Below are 16,414 nucleotides of genomic sequence, written 5' to 3' on the forward strand. Positions count from 1 at the left end.
GACCCCTGCCCCACCGGGACATCTCCACCCGCTCCCCCGTCCGGTACGCCCGCCACTTCGTTGCCCCAAGGCCATTGTTGTCCATCGACAAACAACGGACACCCCGGAGCCTACCCGCTCCGGATACCCCTGTTTCACCCCGCCGATCCCCCACCTCCCCCGACCGGGGGACCGGGCCCCGGACACGCCTGTGGCGGCCTCGTACCCGAGACCGCCACGGGAGGTGCTCTTCGGCCGGCCGTCGACGCCGGGCCGTCGGCGGCGGTTCACACGTTGAAGCGGAACTCCACCACGTCGCCGTCCTGCATGACGTAGTCCTTGCCCTCCATGCGGGCCTTGCCCTTGGCGCGGGCCTCGGCGACCGAGCCGGTTTCGACCAGGTCGGCGAAGGAGATGACCTCGGCCTTGATGAAGCCCTTCTGGAAGTCGGTGTGGATGACACCGGCGGCCTCGGGGGCGGTGGCGCCCTTCTTGATCGTCCAGGCGCGGGATTCCTTGGGGCCGGCCGTCAGGTAGGTCTGCAGGCCGAGGGTGCGGAAGCCGACGTGGGCGAGGGTGGCGAGGCCGGGCTCCTCCTGGCCGACGGACTGCAGGAGCTCCAGGGCCTCGTCCTCGTCCAGCTCGGCGAGGTCGGCCTCCAGCTTGGCGTTGAGGAAGATCGCCTCGGCGGGGGCGACCAGGGCGCGCTGCTCGTTCTTGAAGTCCTCGTCGGTCAGCTCGTCCTCGTCGACGTTGAAGACGTAGAGGAACGGCTTCGTCGTGAGGAGGTGCAGGTCGTGCAGGAGCTCGTTGCGCTCGGTGCCCTGGACGATGCCGTGGGCGAAGAGCGTGTCGCCCTTCTCCAGGATCTCCTTGGCCTCCTCGACCGCCTTGACCTTGGGCGCGATGTCCTTCTTGATCCGCGACTCCTTCTGCAGGCGCGGCAGGACCTTCTCGATGGTCTGGAGGTCGGCGAGGATCAGCTCGGTGTTGATCGTCTCGATGTCGTCCTTCGGCGAGACCTTGCCGTCGACGTGCACGACGTTCTCGTCCTTGAAGGCCCGGATGACCTGGCAGATCGCGTCGGACTCGCGGATGTTCGCGAGGAACTTGTTGCCCAGGCCCTCGCCCTCCGAGGCGCCGCGGACGATGCCGGCGATGTCGACGAAGTCGACCGTGGCCGGGAGGACCCGCTGGGAGCCGAAGATCTCCGCCAGCCTGGTCAGGCGGGGGTCGGGGACGCCGACCACGCCGACGTTCGGCTCGATCGTGGCGAACGGGTAGTTGGCCGCCAGCACGTCGTTCTTGGTCAGGGCGTTGAACAGGGTCGACTTGCCGACATTCGGCAGACCGACGATTCCGATCGTGAGCGACACGTTGCGACTTCCCGTACGTGAGGATGAGGGGCGAGGACCGGCCCCACGGGGCTGAGTGGGCCGATCCACCAGTCTACGGCGTGCCCGCACCCGTCCGGCCGGTGCACCGAACGCCCGGCCGGGCTTCGGATCCCGGCGTGTCTGACGGACTGTTCGGCACATAAAACGACCTAAGTTGGTCCGGTGGAGCAACACAGGACGCGACCCACGCAGCAGGGACCACGACGTGACACCGCGCCGGGGCCACCCCGGCAGCCCCGGCCGGGCAAGCCGCCACTGCCTCCGCAGGCGGGGCGGGCGGCGGGGGGCGGGGTCGCACGGTCGGCGCGGGCCGCCCGGGTGCCGCCGCGGCGGCCCGCTCCCCCGGCCGCGGTCCGGCGGCCGTCCCGCCCGCGGCTGACCGGGCTGGGCGGGGGGCTGTTCTGCGGAGCGGTGATGCTGGCCCTGGGGCTGCTGACCGAGGCGCTGTTCGGGTCGTCCCAGACGGTGTACGGCGTGCTGTTCCTGCCGGTGTGCGTGCTGACCGCGCTGTGGGTGCGCGAGGGGGACGTGCTCATCGCGCCCGTGGTCGTGCCGATCGCCTTCGCCGTGGGGCTGGTCCCGGTCGCCGACACCGGCGGCGGGGGCACCACGGACCGGCTGATGGGGATGGTGACGGGTCTCGCCACCCAGGCCGGGTGGCTCTACGGCGGGACGCTCGTCGCGGGGGTGATCGTGCTCGTGCGCCGGGTGCGCCGGGTCCGGGAGGCCAACCGTCGCGTGGTGCGCCGGCGGCCCGCCCGGCCCTGAGCCGGCCGCCGCCCCTATCCGCCGGTCGCCGCCCGCATCGCCGCGCCCACGATGCCCGCGTTGTTCTGCAGCTGGGCCGGGACGATCTCCGCCCTGATGCCCTTGATGTGGTGGAGGAACTTGTCGGACTTGCGGCTGACGCCGCCGCCGATGATGAACAGCTCCGGCGAGAACAGCATCTCCACGTGGGCCAGGTACTTCTGCACCCGGTGCGCCCACTGCTCCCACGACAGGTCGTGGTCCTCCCTGGCCTTGCTGGAGGCCCGCTTCTCCGCCTCGTGGCCGTGCAGTTCGAGGTGGCCCAGCTCGCTGTTGGGGACGAGGACGCCGTCCGCGAAGACCGCGCTGCCGATGCCGGTGCCGAAGGTGAGCAGGACGACCGTGCCCCTGCGGTGGCGTCCGGCGCCGAAGTGCATCTCGGCGACGCCCGCCGCGTCCGCGTCGTTCACCACCGTCACGGGCAGGCCGCCCAGACGGCCGCCGAGCAGCACGCGCGCGTCGGTGTCGATCCAGCTCTTGTCGACGTTGGCCGCCGAGCGGACCGTGGCGCCGTCGGTGACCACTCCGGGGAAGGTGACGCCGACCGGGCCGGTCCAGCCGAAGTGGTCGACGACCTGCTTCACGCCGTCGGCCACCGCGTCCGGCGTCGAGGGGTGCGGGGTGAGGACCTTGCAGCGCTCCTGCGCCAGGTCCCCCTTGTCCAGGTCGACCGGGGCACCCTTGATCCCGGATCCGCCGATGTCCACGCCGAAGATCTGCATGTCTCCACGTTACGACGTACGACGGACGGTCACGGGGCCGGGCGCCGCGACCGTCACCGTCGCACCACCGTCACCGCGCGGAATCCCCACCGGCCCCGGTGCCGCCGCGCTCGGCCACCAGGGCGGCGGCCTCGTCGCGCAGATCGCGGCGGAGCTCCTTCGGCAGGGAGAAGATGATCGACTCCTCGGCCGCCTTGACGATCTCCACGTCCTCGAAGCCGCGCTGCGACAGCCACTCCAGGACCTGCTCGACCAGGATCTCCGGCACCGAGGCGCCCGAGGTCACGCCGACCGTGGAGACGCCCTCCAGCCAGGCCTCGTCGATCTCGTCGGCGAAGTCCACCAGGTACGCCGCACGGGCACCCGCGATCTTGGCGACCTCGACCAGCCGCTTGGAGTTGGAGGAGTTGCGCGAGCCGACCACGATCACCAGGTCCGCCTCGGCGCCCATCTGCTTGACCGCGAGCTGGCGGTTCTGCGTGGCGTAGCAGATGTCGTCGCTGGGCGGGGAGATGAGCTGGGGGAACTTCTCCTTGAGGGCGTCGACGGTCTCCATGGTCTCGTCGACGGAGAGCGTGGTCTGGGAGAGCCAGACGACCTTGGAGGGGTCGCGGACCTCGACCTTGGCCACGTCGTCCGGTCCGTCGACGAGCTGGATGTGGTCGGGGGCCTCGCCGGAGGTGCCGATGACCTCCTCGTGGCCCTCGTGGCCGATGAGGAGGATGTCGTAGTCGTCGTTCGCGAAGCGGACGGCTTCCTTGTGGACCTTGGTGACCAGCGGGCAGGTGGCGTCGATGGTGGCGAGCCGGCCGCGCGCGGCCTCCTCGTGGACGACGGGGGCGACGCCGTGCGCGGAGAACATCACGATGTTGCCCGGCGGGACCTCCTCCGTCCGTTCGACGAAGATCGCGCCCTTCTTCTCCAGGGTCTGCACGACGTACTTGTTGTGCACGATCTCGTGCCGGACGTAGACGGGGGCCCCGTACTGCTCCAGGGCCTTCTCGACGGCGATCACGGCGCGGTCCACACCCGCGCAGTAGCCACGGGGGGCGGCGAGCAGGACACGGCGGCCAGGCGAAGCGGTCATGCCTCCCATCGTAAGGGCCCCGTCCCGGGGCCCGGTCGCGGTGGGTTGTCGGTGCGGCGCACTACGCTCGCGGCATGGCTGTCAACACGTCTGCGGAAGCTCCCATCCCGGTCGGGGAGGTGTCGCGGCTCATCGGCGGGTGGATCGACCGGCTCGGCGCGGTGTGGGTGGAGGGGCAGATCACCCAGCTGTCGCGGCGGCCGGGCGCCGGGGTCGTCTTCCTGACGCTGCGCGACCCCTCGTACGACATCTCCGTGGGCGTGACCTGCTACCGGCAGGTGTTCGACGCGGTCGCGGACGTGGTGAGCGAGGGCGCCCGGGTGGTGGTGCACTGCAAGCCTGAGTGGTACGCGCCGCGCGGGCAGCTGTCGCTGCGCGCCGCCGAGATCAAGCCGGTCGGGGTGGGTGAGCTGCTGGCGCGGCTCGAGCAGCTGAAGAAGTCCCTCGCGCGGGAGGGCCTCTTCGCGCCGGAGCGCAAGAAGCCGCTGCCGTTCCTGCCGCAGCTGATCGGCCTGGTCTGCGGGCGGGCCTCGGCGGCCGAGCGGGACGTGCTGGAGAACGCGCGGCACCGCTGGCCGGCCGTGCGCTTCGAGGTGCGCAACGTGCCGGTGCAGGGGGTGCACGCGGTGCCGCAGGTCGTCCAGGCCGTGAAGGAGCTGGACGCGGTCGACGACGTGGACGTGATCATCGTGGCGCGGGGCGGCGGCAGCGTGGAGGACCTGCTGCCCTTCTCCGACGAGCAGCTGGTGCGGGCGGTGGCGGCCTGTCGTACGCCGGTCGTCTCGGCGATCGGGCACGAGCCGGACAATCCGCTCCTGGACCACGTCGCCGACCTGCGCGCCTCCACGCCGACGGACGCCGCCAAGAAGGTGGTGCCGGACGTGGGTGAGGAGTACGAGCGGGTGCGGATGCTGCGCGACCGCGCGCGGCGCTGCGTGGGGGCGCTGCTGGAGCGGGAGGAGCGCGGGCTGGCGCACGCGCTGGCCCGGCCCGCGATACAGGACCCGCACCGGATGGTGGAGGCCCGGGCGGAGGAGGTCACGGCGCTGCTGGAGCGGACGCGGCGCTCGCTGCGGCACCAGCTGGACCGGGCCGGGTCCGAGCTGACCCACACGCACGCGCGGGTGGTGGCCCTGTCCCCCGCCGCGACCCTGAAGCGCGGGTACGCGGTGCTCCAGCGGCCGGACGGGCACGCGGTGCGCGCTCCGGGCGAGGTGGAGGCCGGTGAGACCCTGCGGGCGCGGGTCTCCGAGGGCGAGTTCACTGTCCGGGTCGATGCGTAGGGTGGGCGGAATGACGAGCAAGACGGAGACGGGGTCCGAGCAGGTGGCGGGCGAGGCGCTCGGGTACGAGCAGGCGCGGGACGAGCTGATCGAGGTCGTGCGGCGGCTGGAGGCGGGCGGCACATCGCTGGAGGAGTCCCTCGCGCTGTGGGAGCGGGGCGAGGAGCTGGCCAAGGTGTGCCGGCGCTGGCTGGAGGGGGCGCGGGCGCGGCTGGACGCGGCGCTGGCGGAGGAGGCCGGGGAGGGCGACGGGAAGGACGGCCGCGAGGGCTGATCCGTGAAACGGATCACCCCGTTCCGCTTTTAGTTGAACATTGAACCTCCCGGGCGTACGGTCGGGTGCGTCAACAGGTCCGTGGTCCCCACACGGAGTCCCGGGCCGACGCACCACCGCAAAGGTTCACCCATGTCTCTCGTTCTCGACGCCGCCGCCCAGGACCTGCTGTTCCGCGAGGCGCGCACCGCCAACACGTTCACCGACGAGCCGGTGACCGACGAGCAGGTGCGGGCGATCTACGACCTGGTCAAGTACGGCCCCACATCCATGAACCAGTCGCCGCTGCGCGTCACGCTGGTGCGCTCCCCCGAGGCCCGCGAGCGCCTCGTCCAGCACCTGGCCGAGGGCAACCGGTCCAAGACGGCCGCCGCCCCGCTGGTCGCGATCCTGTCCGCGGACAACGAGTTCCACGAGGAGCTGCCGCACCTGTTCCCGCACTTCCCGCAGGCCAAGGACGCCGTCTTCGGCGAGCGTCCGGTGCGCGAGGGCTCCGCCGCGCTGAACGCCGCCCTCCAGGCCGCGTACTTCATCATCGGCGTCCGCGCCGCCGGCCTGGCCGCCGGACCGATGACCGGCCTCGACTTCGAGGGTGTCCGCAAGGAGTTCCTGGACGACGACCACACCCCGCTGATGGTCGTGAACATCGGCCGTCCCGGCCCGGACGCCTGGTTCCCGCGCAGCCCGCGTCTGGAGTTCGAGCAGGTCGTCACCACGGTCTGACCGCGCACACGGCGGTACGAGCGCGCACGGCGGTACGAGCGCGCACGGCAGTACGAGCGCGCGCACGGCGCACGAGGGGCGGGGCCCGGCCGGATCAGGTGATCCGGCCGGGCCCCGCCCCTTCGTCGCGCCCGCTCACTCCGTGCGCAGCGATGCGGCCATCTTCGTCAGCTGCCCGAACGACCCGGTGCCCGTCACCAGGGTGGTCGAGCCGTCGGTGCCCTCCAGGACCAGCGCGTCGTAGTGGTCGCCCTCGTACCGCGTCCACGTCTCGCCGTCGATCTGCTGGGTGACGTCGGTCTTCTCGGCGCCCTGCGTCTTGCTGTCGATGAACGCCACCCGCTTGTCCGTGGACTGCTCGACCGCCACGTACTGCCCGTCCGGGGCGTGGTAGCCCAGGTGCCAGGCGTCGGCGTCCTCGCCCCGGAAGCGCACCGAGGTGGGCTTCCATGCCTCCGGCAGCCCGACGGGAGCGGCCACGGGATACGGGGCGGCCCGGCGGGCGGTGAGCAGGTCCACCCGGTAGTCGACCCGCTTGAGGTCGGGGTCGCCGTCCTCCTGCGCGTTGAGGAGCCAGACCACGCCCGCCACGAGCACGATGACAGCCAGCGAGAGGATCATGTCCCTGGCCGTTTTCTGCATGCTGTTCGTTCCTGCCACGCCCCCTATCGTCGCAGGTGCCCGGAGCGCTCATCCGTGGGGGCCCCTGCTCATTTTGTCTGCCTGGCGATAGAGTCTTGGCCCATACCCTCATCCGGCCGTCGTCGTACAGAAAGGTGCGCTCCGATGACCGAACACCATCACCTGCCGTCCGAGCTCGATGTTCCCTCCGAGGCCCCCGACCGCAACCTCGCCCTGGAGCTCGTACGGGTCACCGAGGCCGCGGCGATGGCCGCCGGCCGTTGGGTGGGGCGCGGCGACAAGAACGGCGCCGACGGTGCCGCGGTGCGCGCCATGCGCACGCTCGTCTCCACCGTCTCGATGAACGGCGTCGTCGTCATCGGCGAGGGCGAGAAGGACGAAGCCCCGATGCTCTTCAACGGGGAGCGCGTGGGCGACGGGACCGGACCGGAGTGCGACATCGCCGTCGACCCGATCGACGGGACCACGCTGACCGCCAAGGGCATGACGAACGCCATCGCGGTGCTGGCCGCCGCCGAGCGCGGCTCGATGTTCGACCCCTCGGCCGTGTTCTACATGGACAAGCTGGTCACCGGCCCGGAGGCGGCCGACTTCGTCGACATCAACGCGCCGGTGAACGTGAACATCCGGCGGGTCGCCAAGGCCAAGCGGGTCACGCCCGAGGACGTCACCGTGGTGATCCTGGACCGGCCGCGGCACGAGGGCATCATCAAGGAGATCCGGGAGACCGGTGCGCGCATCAAGCTGATCTCCGACGGTGACGTGGCCGGCTCGATCCTCGCGCTGCGCGAGGGCACGGGCATCGACCTGCTGCTCGGCGTCGGCGGCACTCCCGAGGGCATCATCTCGGCCTGCGCGGTGAAGTGCCTGGGCGGCACGATCCAGGGCAAGCTGTGGCCCAAGGACGAGGAGGAGCGGCAGCGGGCGGTCGACGCGGGGCACGACCTGGACCGGGTGCTGACCACGGAGGACCTGGTCACCGGGGACAACGTGTTCTTCGTGGCGACGGGCATCACCGACGGCGAGCTGCTGCGTGGTGTGCGGTACCGGCCGGAGACGGCGACGACGGACTCGATCGTGATGCGGTCGAAGTCGGGGACGGTGCGGAGGATCGACTCCGAGCACCGGCTCAGCAAGCTGAGGGCTTACAGCGCGGTGGATTTCGACCGGGCGAAGTGACTCCGTCGGTGGGTGCGGGGGGTGCGTGGGATCGCGTGCGCAGTTCCCCGCGCCCCTGATGAGTGTCGTGCTCACCGGGGCCGAGAGGTCCCGGGGCCGAGTGCCGCGGTGGGTACAGGTGGGTGGGGGTTGAGCGCGCAGTTCCCCGCGCCCCTGAGGTGGGTTGCGCTCACCGCGGGTCGAGAGGTCCCGGGGATTGAGCGCGTGGTCCCCCGCGCCCCTGAGGTGGGTTGCGCTCAGCGCGGGTCGAGAGGTCCCGGGGATTGAGCGCGTGGTTCCCTGCGCCGCTGTGACCGGCGAGGACCCGTGAGAAGGGGGCGGTCCCGGTGCGGAGGGGGCGCCCCCTTCTTGGGTGCGGGGGTCAGCCCGCCGCGGCTATGCGGTCCTGGCGGGCCGTCTTCTTCAGTTCCATGTCGCGGCGCCTGCGGCGCGCGAGCACCACACGGCGTTCCGCGGCGGTGAGGCCGCCCCAGACGCCGTACGGCTCGGGCTGGAGCAGGGCGTGCTCGCGGCACTCGACCATGACCGGACAGCGGGCGCAGACCCGCTTGGCCGCCTCCTCGCGGGAGAGCCGGGCGGCGGTGGGCTCCTTCGACGGCGCGAAGAACAGCCCCGCCTCGTCACGCCGGCACACCGCCTCGGTGTGCCAGGGCGCGTCCTGGTCCCTGTCCCGCGCTGCCGATCGCCGGTCCGGAACGGCGGCTACCTGCAGGGACGAATGCGGCGGTTGCAGCACGGTCTACTCCTGACGACGGCTTCGCAAGCGAGACACGATGCAGCAAGGCTTACCCGATGTGCGCGAGCCTATGCACTGAGTCCCCAACGGGCTCCGCCCGCACCGGAGTCAGTGCCCGAGGTGCTTGCGCATGCTCCTGTCCACCTTGCGGTGCACCCGGTCGAGGATGTCCGCGACGAGCTTCCCGCGCCTGGGCCGCGCCTCCACGCTGCCCAGCACCGCCCAGCCGTCGACGAAGACGACCGGCGCCTCCTCGTCGGTCGCGTCCAGGGTGTCCACCTCGAAGGAACCGAGCACGCCGCCGCCCGTGCCGCGCAGCGACACGTTCTCCGGGACGCGGATCTCGACGCTGCCGAAGACGGAGAACGCCTTGATCATGACCTGCTGGTGGTCGAACATGGCCTCGCTGAGGTCGATCTCCACGCTGCCGAAGATCGCGTACGCGTGGATGCGGCGGCCGGTGCGCCAGCGGCCCTTGCGGGTGGCGGCACTGAACACCGCGACCACGTTGTCGTCGGGGTCCATCGGGATCGCGCCGGCGGTGGGCCGGTGCGGCGCGGGGGCGTGGGCCGCCTGGCGCTGGTGGGCTATCGGCAGGTCCCGGACGAACACGTCCAGTTCCCCCACCGTCTTGGCGGCCAGCACGCCCTCCACGCGCTCCGCGTGCTCGTCGGCGGTCAGGCGGCCCTCGGCGAGGGCGTCGCGCAGGAGGTCGGCGATACGGTCCCGGTCGGCGTCCGAGGCGCGCAACTCGGCGGTCCGCGGTGCCTTTTCCGGCTGCTGGGCGTGCTTGTCGAGGTCCACGGCAGCAGCCTACCCAAACGCGATAGATCGCGACTACCCTCCGGGGCGGACAACTGAGGACAACCTCACAGGTTCGCCGCCGGCGGCAGGTCCTAGGCTGGTCGGCGCCCGCCGACGGAGGCGGGCGGTCTTCCGTCGAGTGAGGAATGGGCGAGATGCCTGAGTTCGAGTACGCCGATCTGCTCCCCATGGGAGAGGACACCACCCCCTACCGGCTGGTGACCTCCGAAGGTGTGTCCACCTTCGAGGCCGACGGCCGGACGTTCCTCAAGGTGGAGCCGGAGGCGCTGCGCAAGCTCGCCGAGGAGGCCATCCGTGACATCCAGCACTACCTGCGCCCCGCGCACCTGGCGCAGCTGCGCCGGATCATCGACGACCCGGAGGCGTCCGGGAACGACAAGTTCGTCGCCCTGGACCTGCTGAAGAACGCGAACATCGCGGCGGCGGGCGTGCTGCCGATGTGCCAGGACACCGGCACGGCCATCGTCATGGGCAAGCGCGGACAGAACGTGCTGACGGCGGGGCGCGACGAGGAGGCCCTGAGCCGGGGCATCTACGACGCCTACCAGAACCTGAACCTGCGGTACTCGCAGATGGCTCCGCTCACCATGTGGGAGGAGAAGAACACCGGATCCAACCTCCCGGCGCAGATCGAGCTGTACGCGACGGACGGTGACGCCTACAAGTTCCTGTTCATGGCCAAGGGCGGCGGGTCGGCCAACAAGAGCTTCCTCTACCAGGAGACGAAGGCCGTCCTGAACGAGGCCTCCATGATGAAGTTCCTGGAGGAGAAGATCCGTTCGCTGGGGACGGCCGCCTGCCCGCCCTACCACCTGGCGATCGTGGTCGGCGGCACGTCGGCCGAGTACGCGCTGAAGACGGCGAAGTACGCCTCCGCGCACTACCTGGACGAGATCCCCGGCGAGGGTTCCCCGCTCGGGCACGGCTTCCGGGACAAGGAGCTGGAGGAGAAGGTCTTCGAGCTGACGCAGAAGATCGGCATCGGCGCGCAGTTCGGCGGCAAGTACTTCTGCCACGACGTGCGCGTGGTGCGGCTGCCGCGGCACGGGGCGTCCTGCCCGGTCGCGATCGCGGTGTCCTGCTCGGCGGACCGGCAGGCGGTCGCGAAGATCACCGCCGAGGGCGTGTTCCTGGAGCAGCTGGAGACGGACCCGGCGCGGTTCCTGCCGGAGACGACGGACGAGCAGCTGGACGAGTCCGGCGACGTGGTGAAGATCGACCTGAACCAGCCGATGGACGAGATCCTCGCGGAGCTGAGCAGGCACCCGGTCAAGACCCGGCTGTCGCTGACCGGACCGCTGGTGGTGGCGCGGGACATCGCGCACGCGAAGATCAAGGAGCGGCTGGACGCGGGCGAGGAGATGCCGCAGTACCTGAAGGACCACCCGGTGTACTACGCCGGGCCGGCGAAGACGCCCGAGGGGTACGCCTCGGGCTCGTTCGGGCCGACGACGGCGGGCCGGATGGACAGTTACGTGGAGCAGTTCCAGGCGGCGGGCGGGTCCAGGGTGATGCTGGCGAAGGGGAACCGGAGCAAGCAGGTCACGGACGCGTGCCACGCGCACGGGGGCTTCTACCTGGGGTCGATCGGCGGGCCCGCGGCCCGGCTCGCGCAGGACTGCATCAAGAAGGTCGAGGTCGTCGAGTACGAGGAGCTCGGGATGGAGGCGGTCTGGAAGATCGAGGTCGAGGACTTCCCGGCCTTCGTCGTCGTGGACGACAAGGGCAACGACTTCTTCCAGGACCCGGCTCCGCAGCCGACGTTCACGTCGATCCCGGTGCGGGGGCCGGGGCTTGCGTAGCGGCTGACCGGCGGGCCAGGAGCCCCGGGGCGGCGGGACGGCGTTCTACGCCCCCGCCGCCCTTCCCGTTCCCCTCCCCGGGGGCACCACCGAAGGCGCGTCCGCATAGCGGACTCCGTGTGCTGCTTTCGGACAATCTGGGCCTGACCGCGCCTGTTCCGTTGACGGGATCAACCATCGCTGTGAGTCTTCTCGGCGCTCCGACATGCACATGCCACGCCATGTCCATCCTTGTGTGGCCACCCCACGGCCACCTCCCGGAGGAGACCAGGTGAAACGAAGATTCGCCGTGGCGAGCGTCTCGCTCGCCGTCGTGCTCGGCTGCGGAACACTCCCCGCCGCGGCCGCCGACTCCACGCCCACCGTGACCGCCGCCGCCGCACCCGACGTCGACGTCAACAAGGTCAGGGCGCATCTCAACGAACTGAGCGCCATCGCCGCGCGGAACGGCGGGAACCGCCGCTCCACCGGACAGGGGTACCGCGACTCCGTCGCCTACGTGAAGGGCAAGCTCCAGGCCGCCGGATACACCGTCACCGAGCAGCCCTGCACCTCCGGCTGCACCAGCGGGGCCGGGCCCAACCTGATCGCCGAGTGGCCCAAGGGCGACGCCAACACCGTCTACATGTTCGGCGCCCACCTCGACGGCGTCTCCGCCGGCCCCGGCATGAACGACAACGGCTCCGGCTCCGCCGCGCTGCTCGAGAACGCCCTGACGCTGGCCCAGCAGAACCCGGACATGCGCAACCGGGTCCGCTTCGCCTGGTGGACCGACGAGGAGCAGGGACTCAACGGGTCCGACTTCTACGTGCGTGCGCTGTCCTCCACCGAGCGCGCGAAGATCAAGGCGTACTACAACTTCGACATGGTCGCCTCCACCAACGGCGGCTACTTCATCAACCACATCACCTCCGCGGCCGCCGCGCCGATGAAGGCCTACTGGGACTCCCTCGGCCTCCAGCCGGAGGAGAACACCGAGGGCGCCGGCCGCAGCGACGACTACCCCTTCGAGCAGTACGGCATCCCGACCTCCGGGTACGCCATGGGTGCGAGCGCCCGCAAGACCTCCGCGCAGGCCGCCAAGTGGGGCGGCACCTCGGGGTCCGCGTACGACCCGTGCTACCACCGGTCCTGCGACACCCTCACCAACATCAACACCACCGGCCTGGACCGCGCGTCGGACGGGATCGCGTACACCGTGTGGCAGCGGGCCGTGAACACCGGCACCGGCGGCACCTGCGACACCACCGGCGCCGTCGGCAACGGCGGGTTCGAGAGCGGGACCTCCCCGTGGACCGGGAACACCGCCACCATCGGCGCCCACGCGGGCCAGGCGCCCCACGGCGGCACCCGGTTCGCCTGGCTCGGCGGGAACGGGTCCACGAGCACCGAGTCGATCAGCCAGACCGTGACCGTGCCCTCGGGATGCACCCGGGCGTCCCTGGCCTACTGGCTGCACATCGACACCGACGAGTCCGGCTCCCGCGCCTACGACCGGTTCACCGTGAGGGCCGGCGGCACCACGCTCGCCACCCTGTCCAACGTCGACGCCGGCAGCGGCTACGTGCAGCGGTCGGTCGACCTGTCGGCGTACGCCGGGCAGACGGTGACCCTCACCTTCACCGCCACCGAGGACTACACCCTGCAGACCGGCTTCCTGCTGGACGACGTGTCCCTGCGCAACGGCTGACCGTCCCCCCACGGGTGCTCCGCCCCGCCGCGCGGCCCGCGCGGCGGGGCGGAGGCCGCCCACGGGAATACGCTCGTCCGGGACCACTGCTGTGCATCTTCGGAGGTACGACGATGACGACCACGGACGACGACCGCGACTACCGCGTCGAGCACGACTCCATGGGAGAGGTGAGGGTCCCCGCCGACGCCAAGTGGCGCGCGCAGACCCAGCGCGCCGTGGAGAACTTCCCCGTCTCCGGGCAGCGCCTGGAGCGCGCCCACATCGAGGCCCTGGCCCGCATCAAGGGCGCCGCCGCCGCGGTCAACGCCCGCCTCGGGGTGCTGGACGAGGACATCGCGGAGGCGATCGGGGAGGCGGCCGCCGAGGTCGCCGAGGGGCGGTGGGACGAGCACTTCCCCGTCGACGTGTTCCAGACCGGCTCCGGGACCTCGTCCAACATGAACACCAACGAGGTCCTCGCCACCCTCGCCACCGAGCGGCTGGGCCGGGACGTCCACCCCAACGACCACGTCAACGCCTCGCAGTCGTCCAACGACGTCTTCCCGTCGTCGATCCACATCGCCGCCACCGCCGCCGTCACCCGGGACCTGATCCCGGCCCTCGACCACCTCGCCGCCTCCCTGGAGCGCAAGGCCGAGGAGTTCGCCGACGTGGTGAAGTCCGGGCGCACGCACCTGATGGACGCCACACCGGTGACACTGGGTCAGGAGTTCGGCGGGTACGCGGCCCAGGTGCGGTACGGCATCGAGCGGCTGAACGCCTCCCTGCCGCGCCTCGCGGAACTGCCGCTCGGCGGCACCGCCGTCGGCACCGGCATCAACACCCCGCCGGGGTTCTCCGCCGCCGTCATCGAGGAGGTCGCCCGCGCGACCGGGCTGCCGCTGACCGAGGCGCGGGACCACTTCGAGGCGCAGGGCGCCCGCGACGGCATCGTGGAGACCAGCGGTCAGCTGCGGACCGTCGCCGTCGGGCTGACGAAGATCGCCAACGACCTGCGGTGGATGGCCTCGGGGCCGCGCACGGGCCTCGCGGAGATCGCCCTGCCCGACCTCCAGCCCGGCTCCTCCATCATGCCCGGCAAGGTCAACCCGGTGATCCCGGAGGCCGTCCTCATGGTCTGCGCCCAGGTCACCGGCAACGACGCGACGGTCGCCGCCGCCGGCGCCTCGGGCAACTTCGAACTCAACGTGATGCTGCCGGTCATCGCGAAGAACGTGCTGGAGTCGGTGCGGCTGCTCGCCAACGTCTCCCGGCTCCTCGCCGACCGCACGGTCGACGGCATCGTCGCGGACCGCGAGCGGGCCCGGGAGTACGCCGAGTCCTCGCCGTCCGTGGTCACCCCGCTCAACAAGTACATCGGCTACGAGGAGGCCGCCAAGGTCGCCAAGAAGTCCCTCGCCGAGCGGAAGACCATCCGGCAGGTGGTCCTGGAGGGCGGCTACGTCGAACGCGGCGACCTCACCGTCGGGCAGCTCGACGAGGCGCTCGATGTCCTGCGGATGACACGCCCGTAAAGCCTCGCGTGCCGGGTGTGAACCGTGCCGGGGTACCGCAGCGTCGTATGCCCGGGGCACCTAAAATCTGCGCATGGCAGAGGGCGGAGCGACGATGGGCGAGCGAGCGGGCAGAACGTCCGGCCACTGGGCAGCCGGGACCCGGATCCTGTGGCGTTACCGGGAGAACGGCGGCGCGCGCATCCACATCGCGCGTCCCGTCACGGTCGTGCGCGACGACCCGGACCTGCTCGCCGTGTGGCTGGCGCCCGGCACCGAATGCGTGAAACCGGTGCTCGCCGACGGCACACCCGTGCACCAGGAACCGCTCGCCACCCGGTACACCAAACCGCGCACGGTGGCGCGCGGCCGCTGGCTCGGCACCGGTGTGCTGAAGCTGGCCCGGCCCGCGGAGCCCTGGTCGGTGTGGCTGTTCTGGGAACCGGGCTGGCGGTTCAAGAACTGGTACGTCAACCTGGAGGAGCCGCTGACCCGTTGGGCGGGCGGAGTGGACTCCGAGGACCACTTCCTGGACATCTCCGTGCACCCGGACGGGGCCAGGTACTGGCGGGACGAGGACGAGTTCGCCCAGGCCCGGCGGGACGGGCTGGTGGACTCCGCGCTGGCCGGGCGGGTGCGGGCGGCCGGGCGGGCGGCGATCGAGGTGATCGACGCCTGGGGACCGCCGTTCTCGGACGGCTGGGAGAACTGGCGCCCGGATCCGTCCTGGGCGGTACCGTCGCTGCCACAGGACTGGGACCGCACTCCCGCGCATGTGTCCTCGTGAGACCCTTGCTGCGCCCCCGGGCGGGAAACGTAGGATCGTCGTCCGCAAGGCGCGGGGCAGGAACCACCGGAGCGCGCGCTGGGCTTGACCGAACGTCACCGAGGGGCGGCAGGACGTGAGCGAGGGGTACGGAAACACCGGTGCGGGCCGGGGACGGCCGGCCGGCGGCGCAGCAACAACCTCTGACCACACGCGGAATCCGTTCCTGGGGCACCTGTTCCGGGTATCGGAGTTTCGGCGGGACGAACCGCGCGCACGGCGTGCGCCGGACGGATGGACTCGACACGCGTGACGGAGCAGCCGACCTCCTTCGAACGCCCGCAGCCGGGCGTGGACCCCGCGGATCCCCGCGGGGCGCTCCTGCGTACCCCGTCACCGGCCCGTGTGCCGGGCACGGGGGCCGCCTTACCGGTACAGGGCCGCTCCGGCGGTGAGCCGCCCGCGTCCGGGGCCGCGTCCCCGGGTCCCGCGTCACCGGGTCCCACGTCACCGGGCACGGTGACGCCGGACGGCAGCGGGCAGGACCCCGCCGTCGAACCCGGATCGGAGCACTCCCAGCCGGGCGCCGGACAGGGCGCCGGGCCGGACTCGCACCGGCCGCGTCCCGCGCCGGAGGGCATCCCGGTGCAGCCCGACGCGGGGCAGGTGCGGACGGGGCCCTCGCCGGACGGCAAGGAGCGCCGCAGCGGGCAGGTGACGCAGCCCGGGCGGCCGACGCCGATGCGGCGGGACGGGGACCGGCTGCGCTTCGTGGGCGCCGCGACCCGGCGGATCGCCCGCGGCATCGACCTGGACGAGATCGTGATGGGGCTGTGCCGGGCCACCGTGCCCACCTTCTCCGACGCGATCCTGGTCTATCTGCGGGACCCGCTGCCGGTCGGCGACGAACGGCCCACCGGCCCGCTGGTGCTGCGGCTGCGCCGTACCGACCGCATCCCGGCGGAACGGGACACCGAGGGCGGCTTCATGCCGGTCGCCGCGCCGC

Annotated in this window: 15 protein-coding genes and 1 pseudogene; 10 read left to right on the forward strand and 6 right to left on the reverse strand. The window is 71.6% G+C overall.

Annotated features, from left to right (window positions below; all coding sequences use genetic code 11):
* Window positions 1–266: 266 nt before the first annotated feature.
* A complete protein-coding gene (gene ychF, locus IE118_RS20385; protein WP_189559399.1) occupies window positions 267–1,355 on the reverse strand; it encodes a redox-regulated ATPase YchF in 1,089 nt (362 codons plus the stop codon).
* Between the two features lie 183 nt (window positions 1,356–1,538).
* Between ychF and IE118_RS20390 the strand changes: the two genes are divergently transcribed.
* Window positions 1,539–2,144, forward strand: coding sequence for a DUF6542 domain-containing protein (locus IE118_RS20390; RefSeq protein WP_189559400.1), 606 nt, complete (start codon window positions 1,539–1,541; stop codon window positions 2,142–2,144).
* 14 nt (window positions 2,145–2,158) lie between these two features.
* On the opposite strand, the gene ppgK is transcribed toward IE118_RS20390, so the two are convergent.
* Both ppgK and IE118_RS20400 read right to left on the reverse strand, forming a co-directional pair.
* Window positions 2,159–2,905 carry a polyphosphate--glucose phosphotransferase gene (ppgK, locus tag IE118_RS20395; protein WP_189559401.1) on the reverse strand — a complete coding sequence of 249 codons (747 nt, stop codon included), beginning with the start codon at window positions 2,903–2,905 and terminating at the stop codon, window positions 2,159–2,161.
* A 70-nt stretch (window positions 2,906–2,975) separates the two neighbouring features.
* Window positions 2,976–4,001, reverse strand: coding sequence for a 4-hydroxy-3-methylbut-2-enyl diphosphate reductase (locus IE118_RS20400; protein WP_189559402.1), 1,026 nt, complete (start codon window positions 3,999–4,001; stop codon window positions 2,976–2,978).
* A 65-nt stretch (window positions 4,002–4,066) separates the two neighbouring features.
* Between IE118_RS20400 and xseA the strand changes: the two genes are divergently transcribed.
* The 3 genes from xseA to IE118_RS20415 all read left to right on the forward strand — a co-directional run bounded on the left by xseA (window position 4,067) and on the right by IE118_RS20415 (window position 6,272).
* Window positions 4,067–5,275: an exodeoxyribonuclease VII large subunit gene (xseA, locus tag IE118_RS20405; RefSeq protein WP_189559403.1), complete on the forward strand. Its 1,209-nt coding sequence runs from the start codon at window positions 4,067–4,069 to the stop codon at window positions 5,273–5,275.
* A 10-nt stretch (window positions 5,276–5,285) separates the two neighbouring features.
* The gene (locus tag IE118_RS20410) at window positions 5,286–5,549 is read left to right on the forward strand and encodes an exodeoxyribonuclease VII small subunit (RefSeq protein ID WP_189559404.1); all 264 of its coding nucleotides are present in this window, start codon (window positions 5,286–5,288) and stop codon (window positions 5,547–5,549) included.
* Window positions 5,550–5,681: 132 nt separating this feature from the next.
* Window positions 5,682–6,272 carry a malonic semialdehyde reductase gene (locus IE118_RS20415; protein WP_189559405.1) on the forward strand — a complete coding sequence of 197 codons (591 nt, stop codon included), beginning with the start codon at window positions 5,682–5,684 and terminating at the stop codon, window positions 6,270–6,272.
* Window positions 6,273–6,407: 135 nt separating this feature from the next.
* Here the strand turns inward: IE118_RS20415 and IE118_RS20420 are convergent, their stop codons facing one another.
* Complete coding sequence (locus IE118_RS20420) at window positions 6,408–6,932, reverse strand: DUF4245 domain-containing protein (RefSeq protein ID WP_229846873.1); 525 nt, start codon at window positions 6,930–6,932, stop codon at window positions 6,408–6,410.
* A 126-nt stretch (window positions 6,933–7,058) separates the two neighbouring features.
* Between IE118_RS20420 and glpX the strand changes: the two genes are divergently transcribed.
* Window positions 7,059–8,093 (forward strand): class II fructose-bisphosphatase, encoded by a 1,035-nt coding sequence (glpX, locus tag IE118_RS20425; protein WP_189559406.1) that lies wholly within the window; start codon window positions 7,059–7,061, stop codon window positions 8,091–8,093.
* A gap of 361 nt (window positions 8,094–8,454) precedes the next feature.
* Here the strand turns inward: glpX and IE118_RS20430 are convergent, their stop codons facing one another.
* Together IE118_RS20430 and IE118_RS20435 are read right to left on the reverse strand one after the other, a co-directional pair.
* Window positions 8,455–8,829: a WhiB family transcriptional regulator gene (locus IE118_RS20430; RefSeq protein WP_189559407.1), complete on the reverse strand. Its 375-nt coding sequence runs from the start codon at window positions 8,827–8,829 to the stop codon at window positions 8,455–8,457.
* Between the two features lie 108 nt (window positions 8,830–8,937).
* Window positions 8,938–9,633, reverse strand: coding sequence for a DUF1707 SHOCT-like domain-containing protein (locus tag IE118_RS20435; RefSeq protein WP_189559408.1), 696 nt, complete (start codon window positions 9,631–9,633; stop codon window positions 8,938–8,940).
* Between the two features lie 146 nt (window positions 9,634–9,779).
* Here IE118_RS20435 and IE118_RS20440 point away from each other — a divergent pair, with 146 nt between their 5' ends.
* The 5 genes and pseudogenes from IE118_RS20440 to IE118_RS20460 all read left to right on the forward strand — a co-directional run.
* Window positions 9,780–11,456, forward strand: coding sequence for a fumarate hydratase (locus IE118_RS20440; RefSeq protein WP_306430390.1), 1,677 nt, complete (start codon window positions 9,780–9,782; stop codon window positions 11,454–11,456).
* Between the two features lie 271 nt (window positions 11,457–11,727).
* Window positions 11,728–13,146 (forward strand): M28 family peptidase, encoded by a 1,419-nt coding sequence (locus tag IE118_RS20445; protein WP_229846874.1) that lies wholly within the window; start codon window positions 11,728–11,730, stop codon window positions 13,144–13,146.
* A gap of 113 nt (window positions 13,147–13,259) precedes the next feature.
* A complete protein-coding gene (locus IE118_RS20450; protein ID WP_189559411.1) occupies window positions 13,260–14,663 on the forward strand; it encodes a class II fumarate hydratase in 1,404 nt (467 codons plus the stop codon).
* A gap of 73 nt (window positions 14,664–14,736) precedes the next feature.
* Entirely contained in the window at window positions 14,737–15,429 is a 693-nt protein-coding gene (fomD, locus tag IE118_RS20455) for a cytidylyl-2-hydroxypropylphosphonate hydrolase (protein WP_189559412.1), read from the forward strand.
* A 273-nt stretch (window positions 15,430–15,702) separates the two neighbouring features.
* A pseudogene (locus IE118_RS20460) lies at window positions 15,703–16,414 on the forward strand (serine/threonine protein phosphatase); the annotation flags it as partial.

The organism is Streptomyces pilosus (genome assembly GCF_014649835.1).
Lineage (GTDB): Bacteria > Actinomycetota > Actinomycetes > Streptomycetales > Streptomycetaceae > Streptomyces > Streptomyces pilosus.

What these genes read in the sequence shown, in the direction of transcription:
- ppgK (WP_189559401.1), bottom strand. Translation starts at nt 2,905, where the DNA reads ATGCAGATCTTCGGCGTGGACATCGGCGGATCCGGGATCAAGGGTGCC.
- IE118_RS20400 (WP_189559402.1), bottom strand. Translation starts at nt 4,001, where the DNA reads ATGGGAGGCATGACCGCTTCGCCTGGCCGCCGTGTCCTGCTCGCCGCC.
- xseA (WP_189559403.1), top strand. Translation starts at nt 4,067, where the DNA reads ATGGCTGTCAACACGTCTGCGGAAGCTCCCATCCCGGTCGGGGAGGTG.
- IE118_RS20410 (WP_189559404.1), top strand. Translation starts at nt 5,286, where the DNA reads ATGACGAGCAAGACGGAGACGGGGTCCGAGCAGGTGGCGGGCGAGGCG.
- IE118_RS20415 (WP_189559405.1), top strand. Translation starts at nt 5,682, where the DNA reads ATGTCTCTCGTTCTCGACGCCGCCGCCCAGGACCTGCTGTTCCGCGAG.
- glpX (WP_189559406.1), top strand. Translation starts at nt 7,059, where the DNA reads ATGACCGAACACCATCACCTGCCGTCCGAGCTCGATGTTCCCTCCGAG.
- IE118_RS20440 (WP_306430390.1), top strand. Translation starts at nt 9,780, where the DNA reads ATGGGCGAGATGCCTGAGTTCGAGTACGCCGATCTGCTCCCCATGGGA.
- IE118_RS20450 (WP_189559411.1), top strand. Translation starts at nt 13,260, where the DNA reads ATGACGACCACGGACGACGACCGCGACTACCGCGTCGAGCACGACTCC.
- fomD (WP_189559412.1), top strand. Translation starts at nt 14,737, where the DNA reads ATGGCAGAGGGCGGAGCGACGATGGGCGAGCGAGCGGGCAGAACGTCC.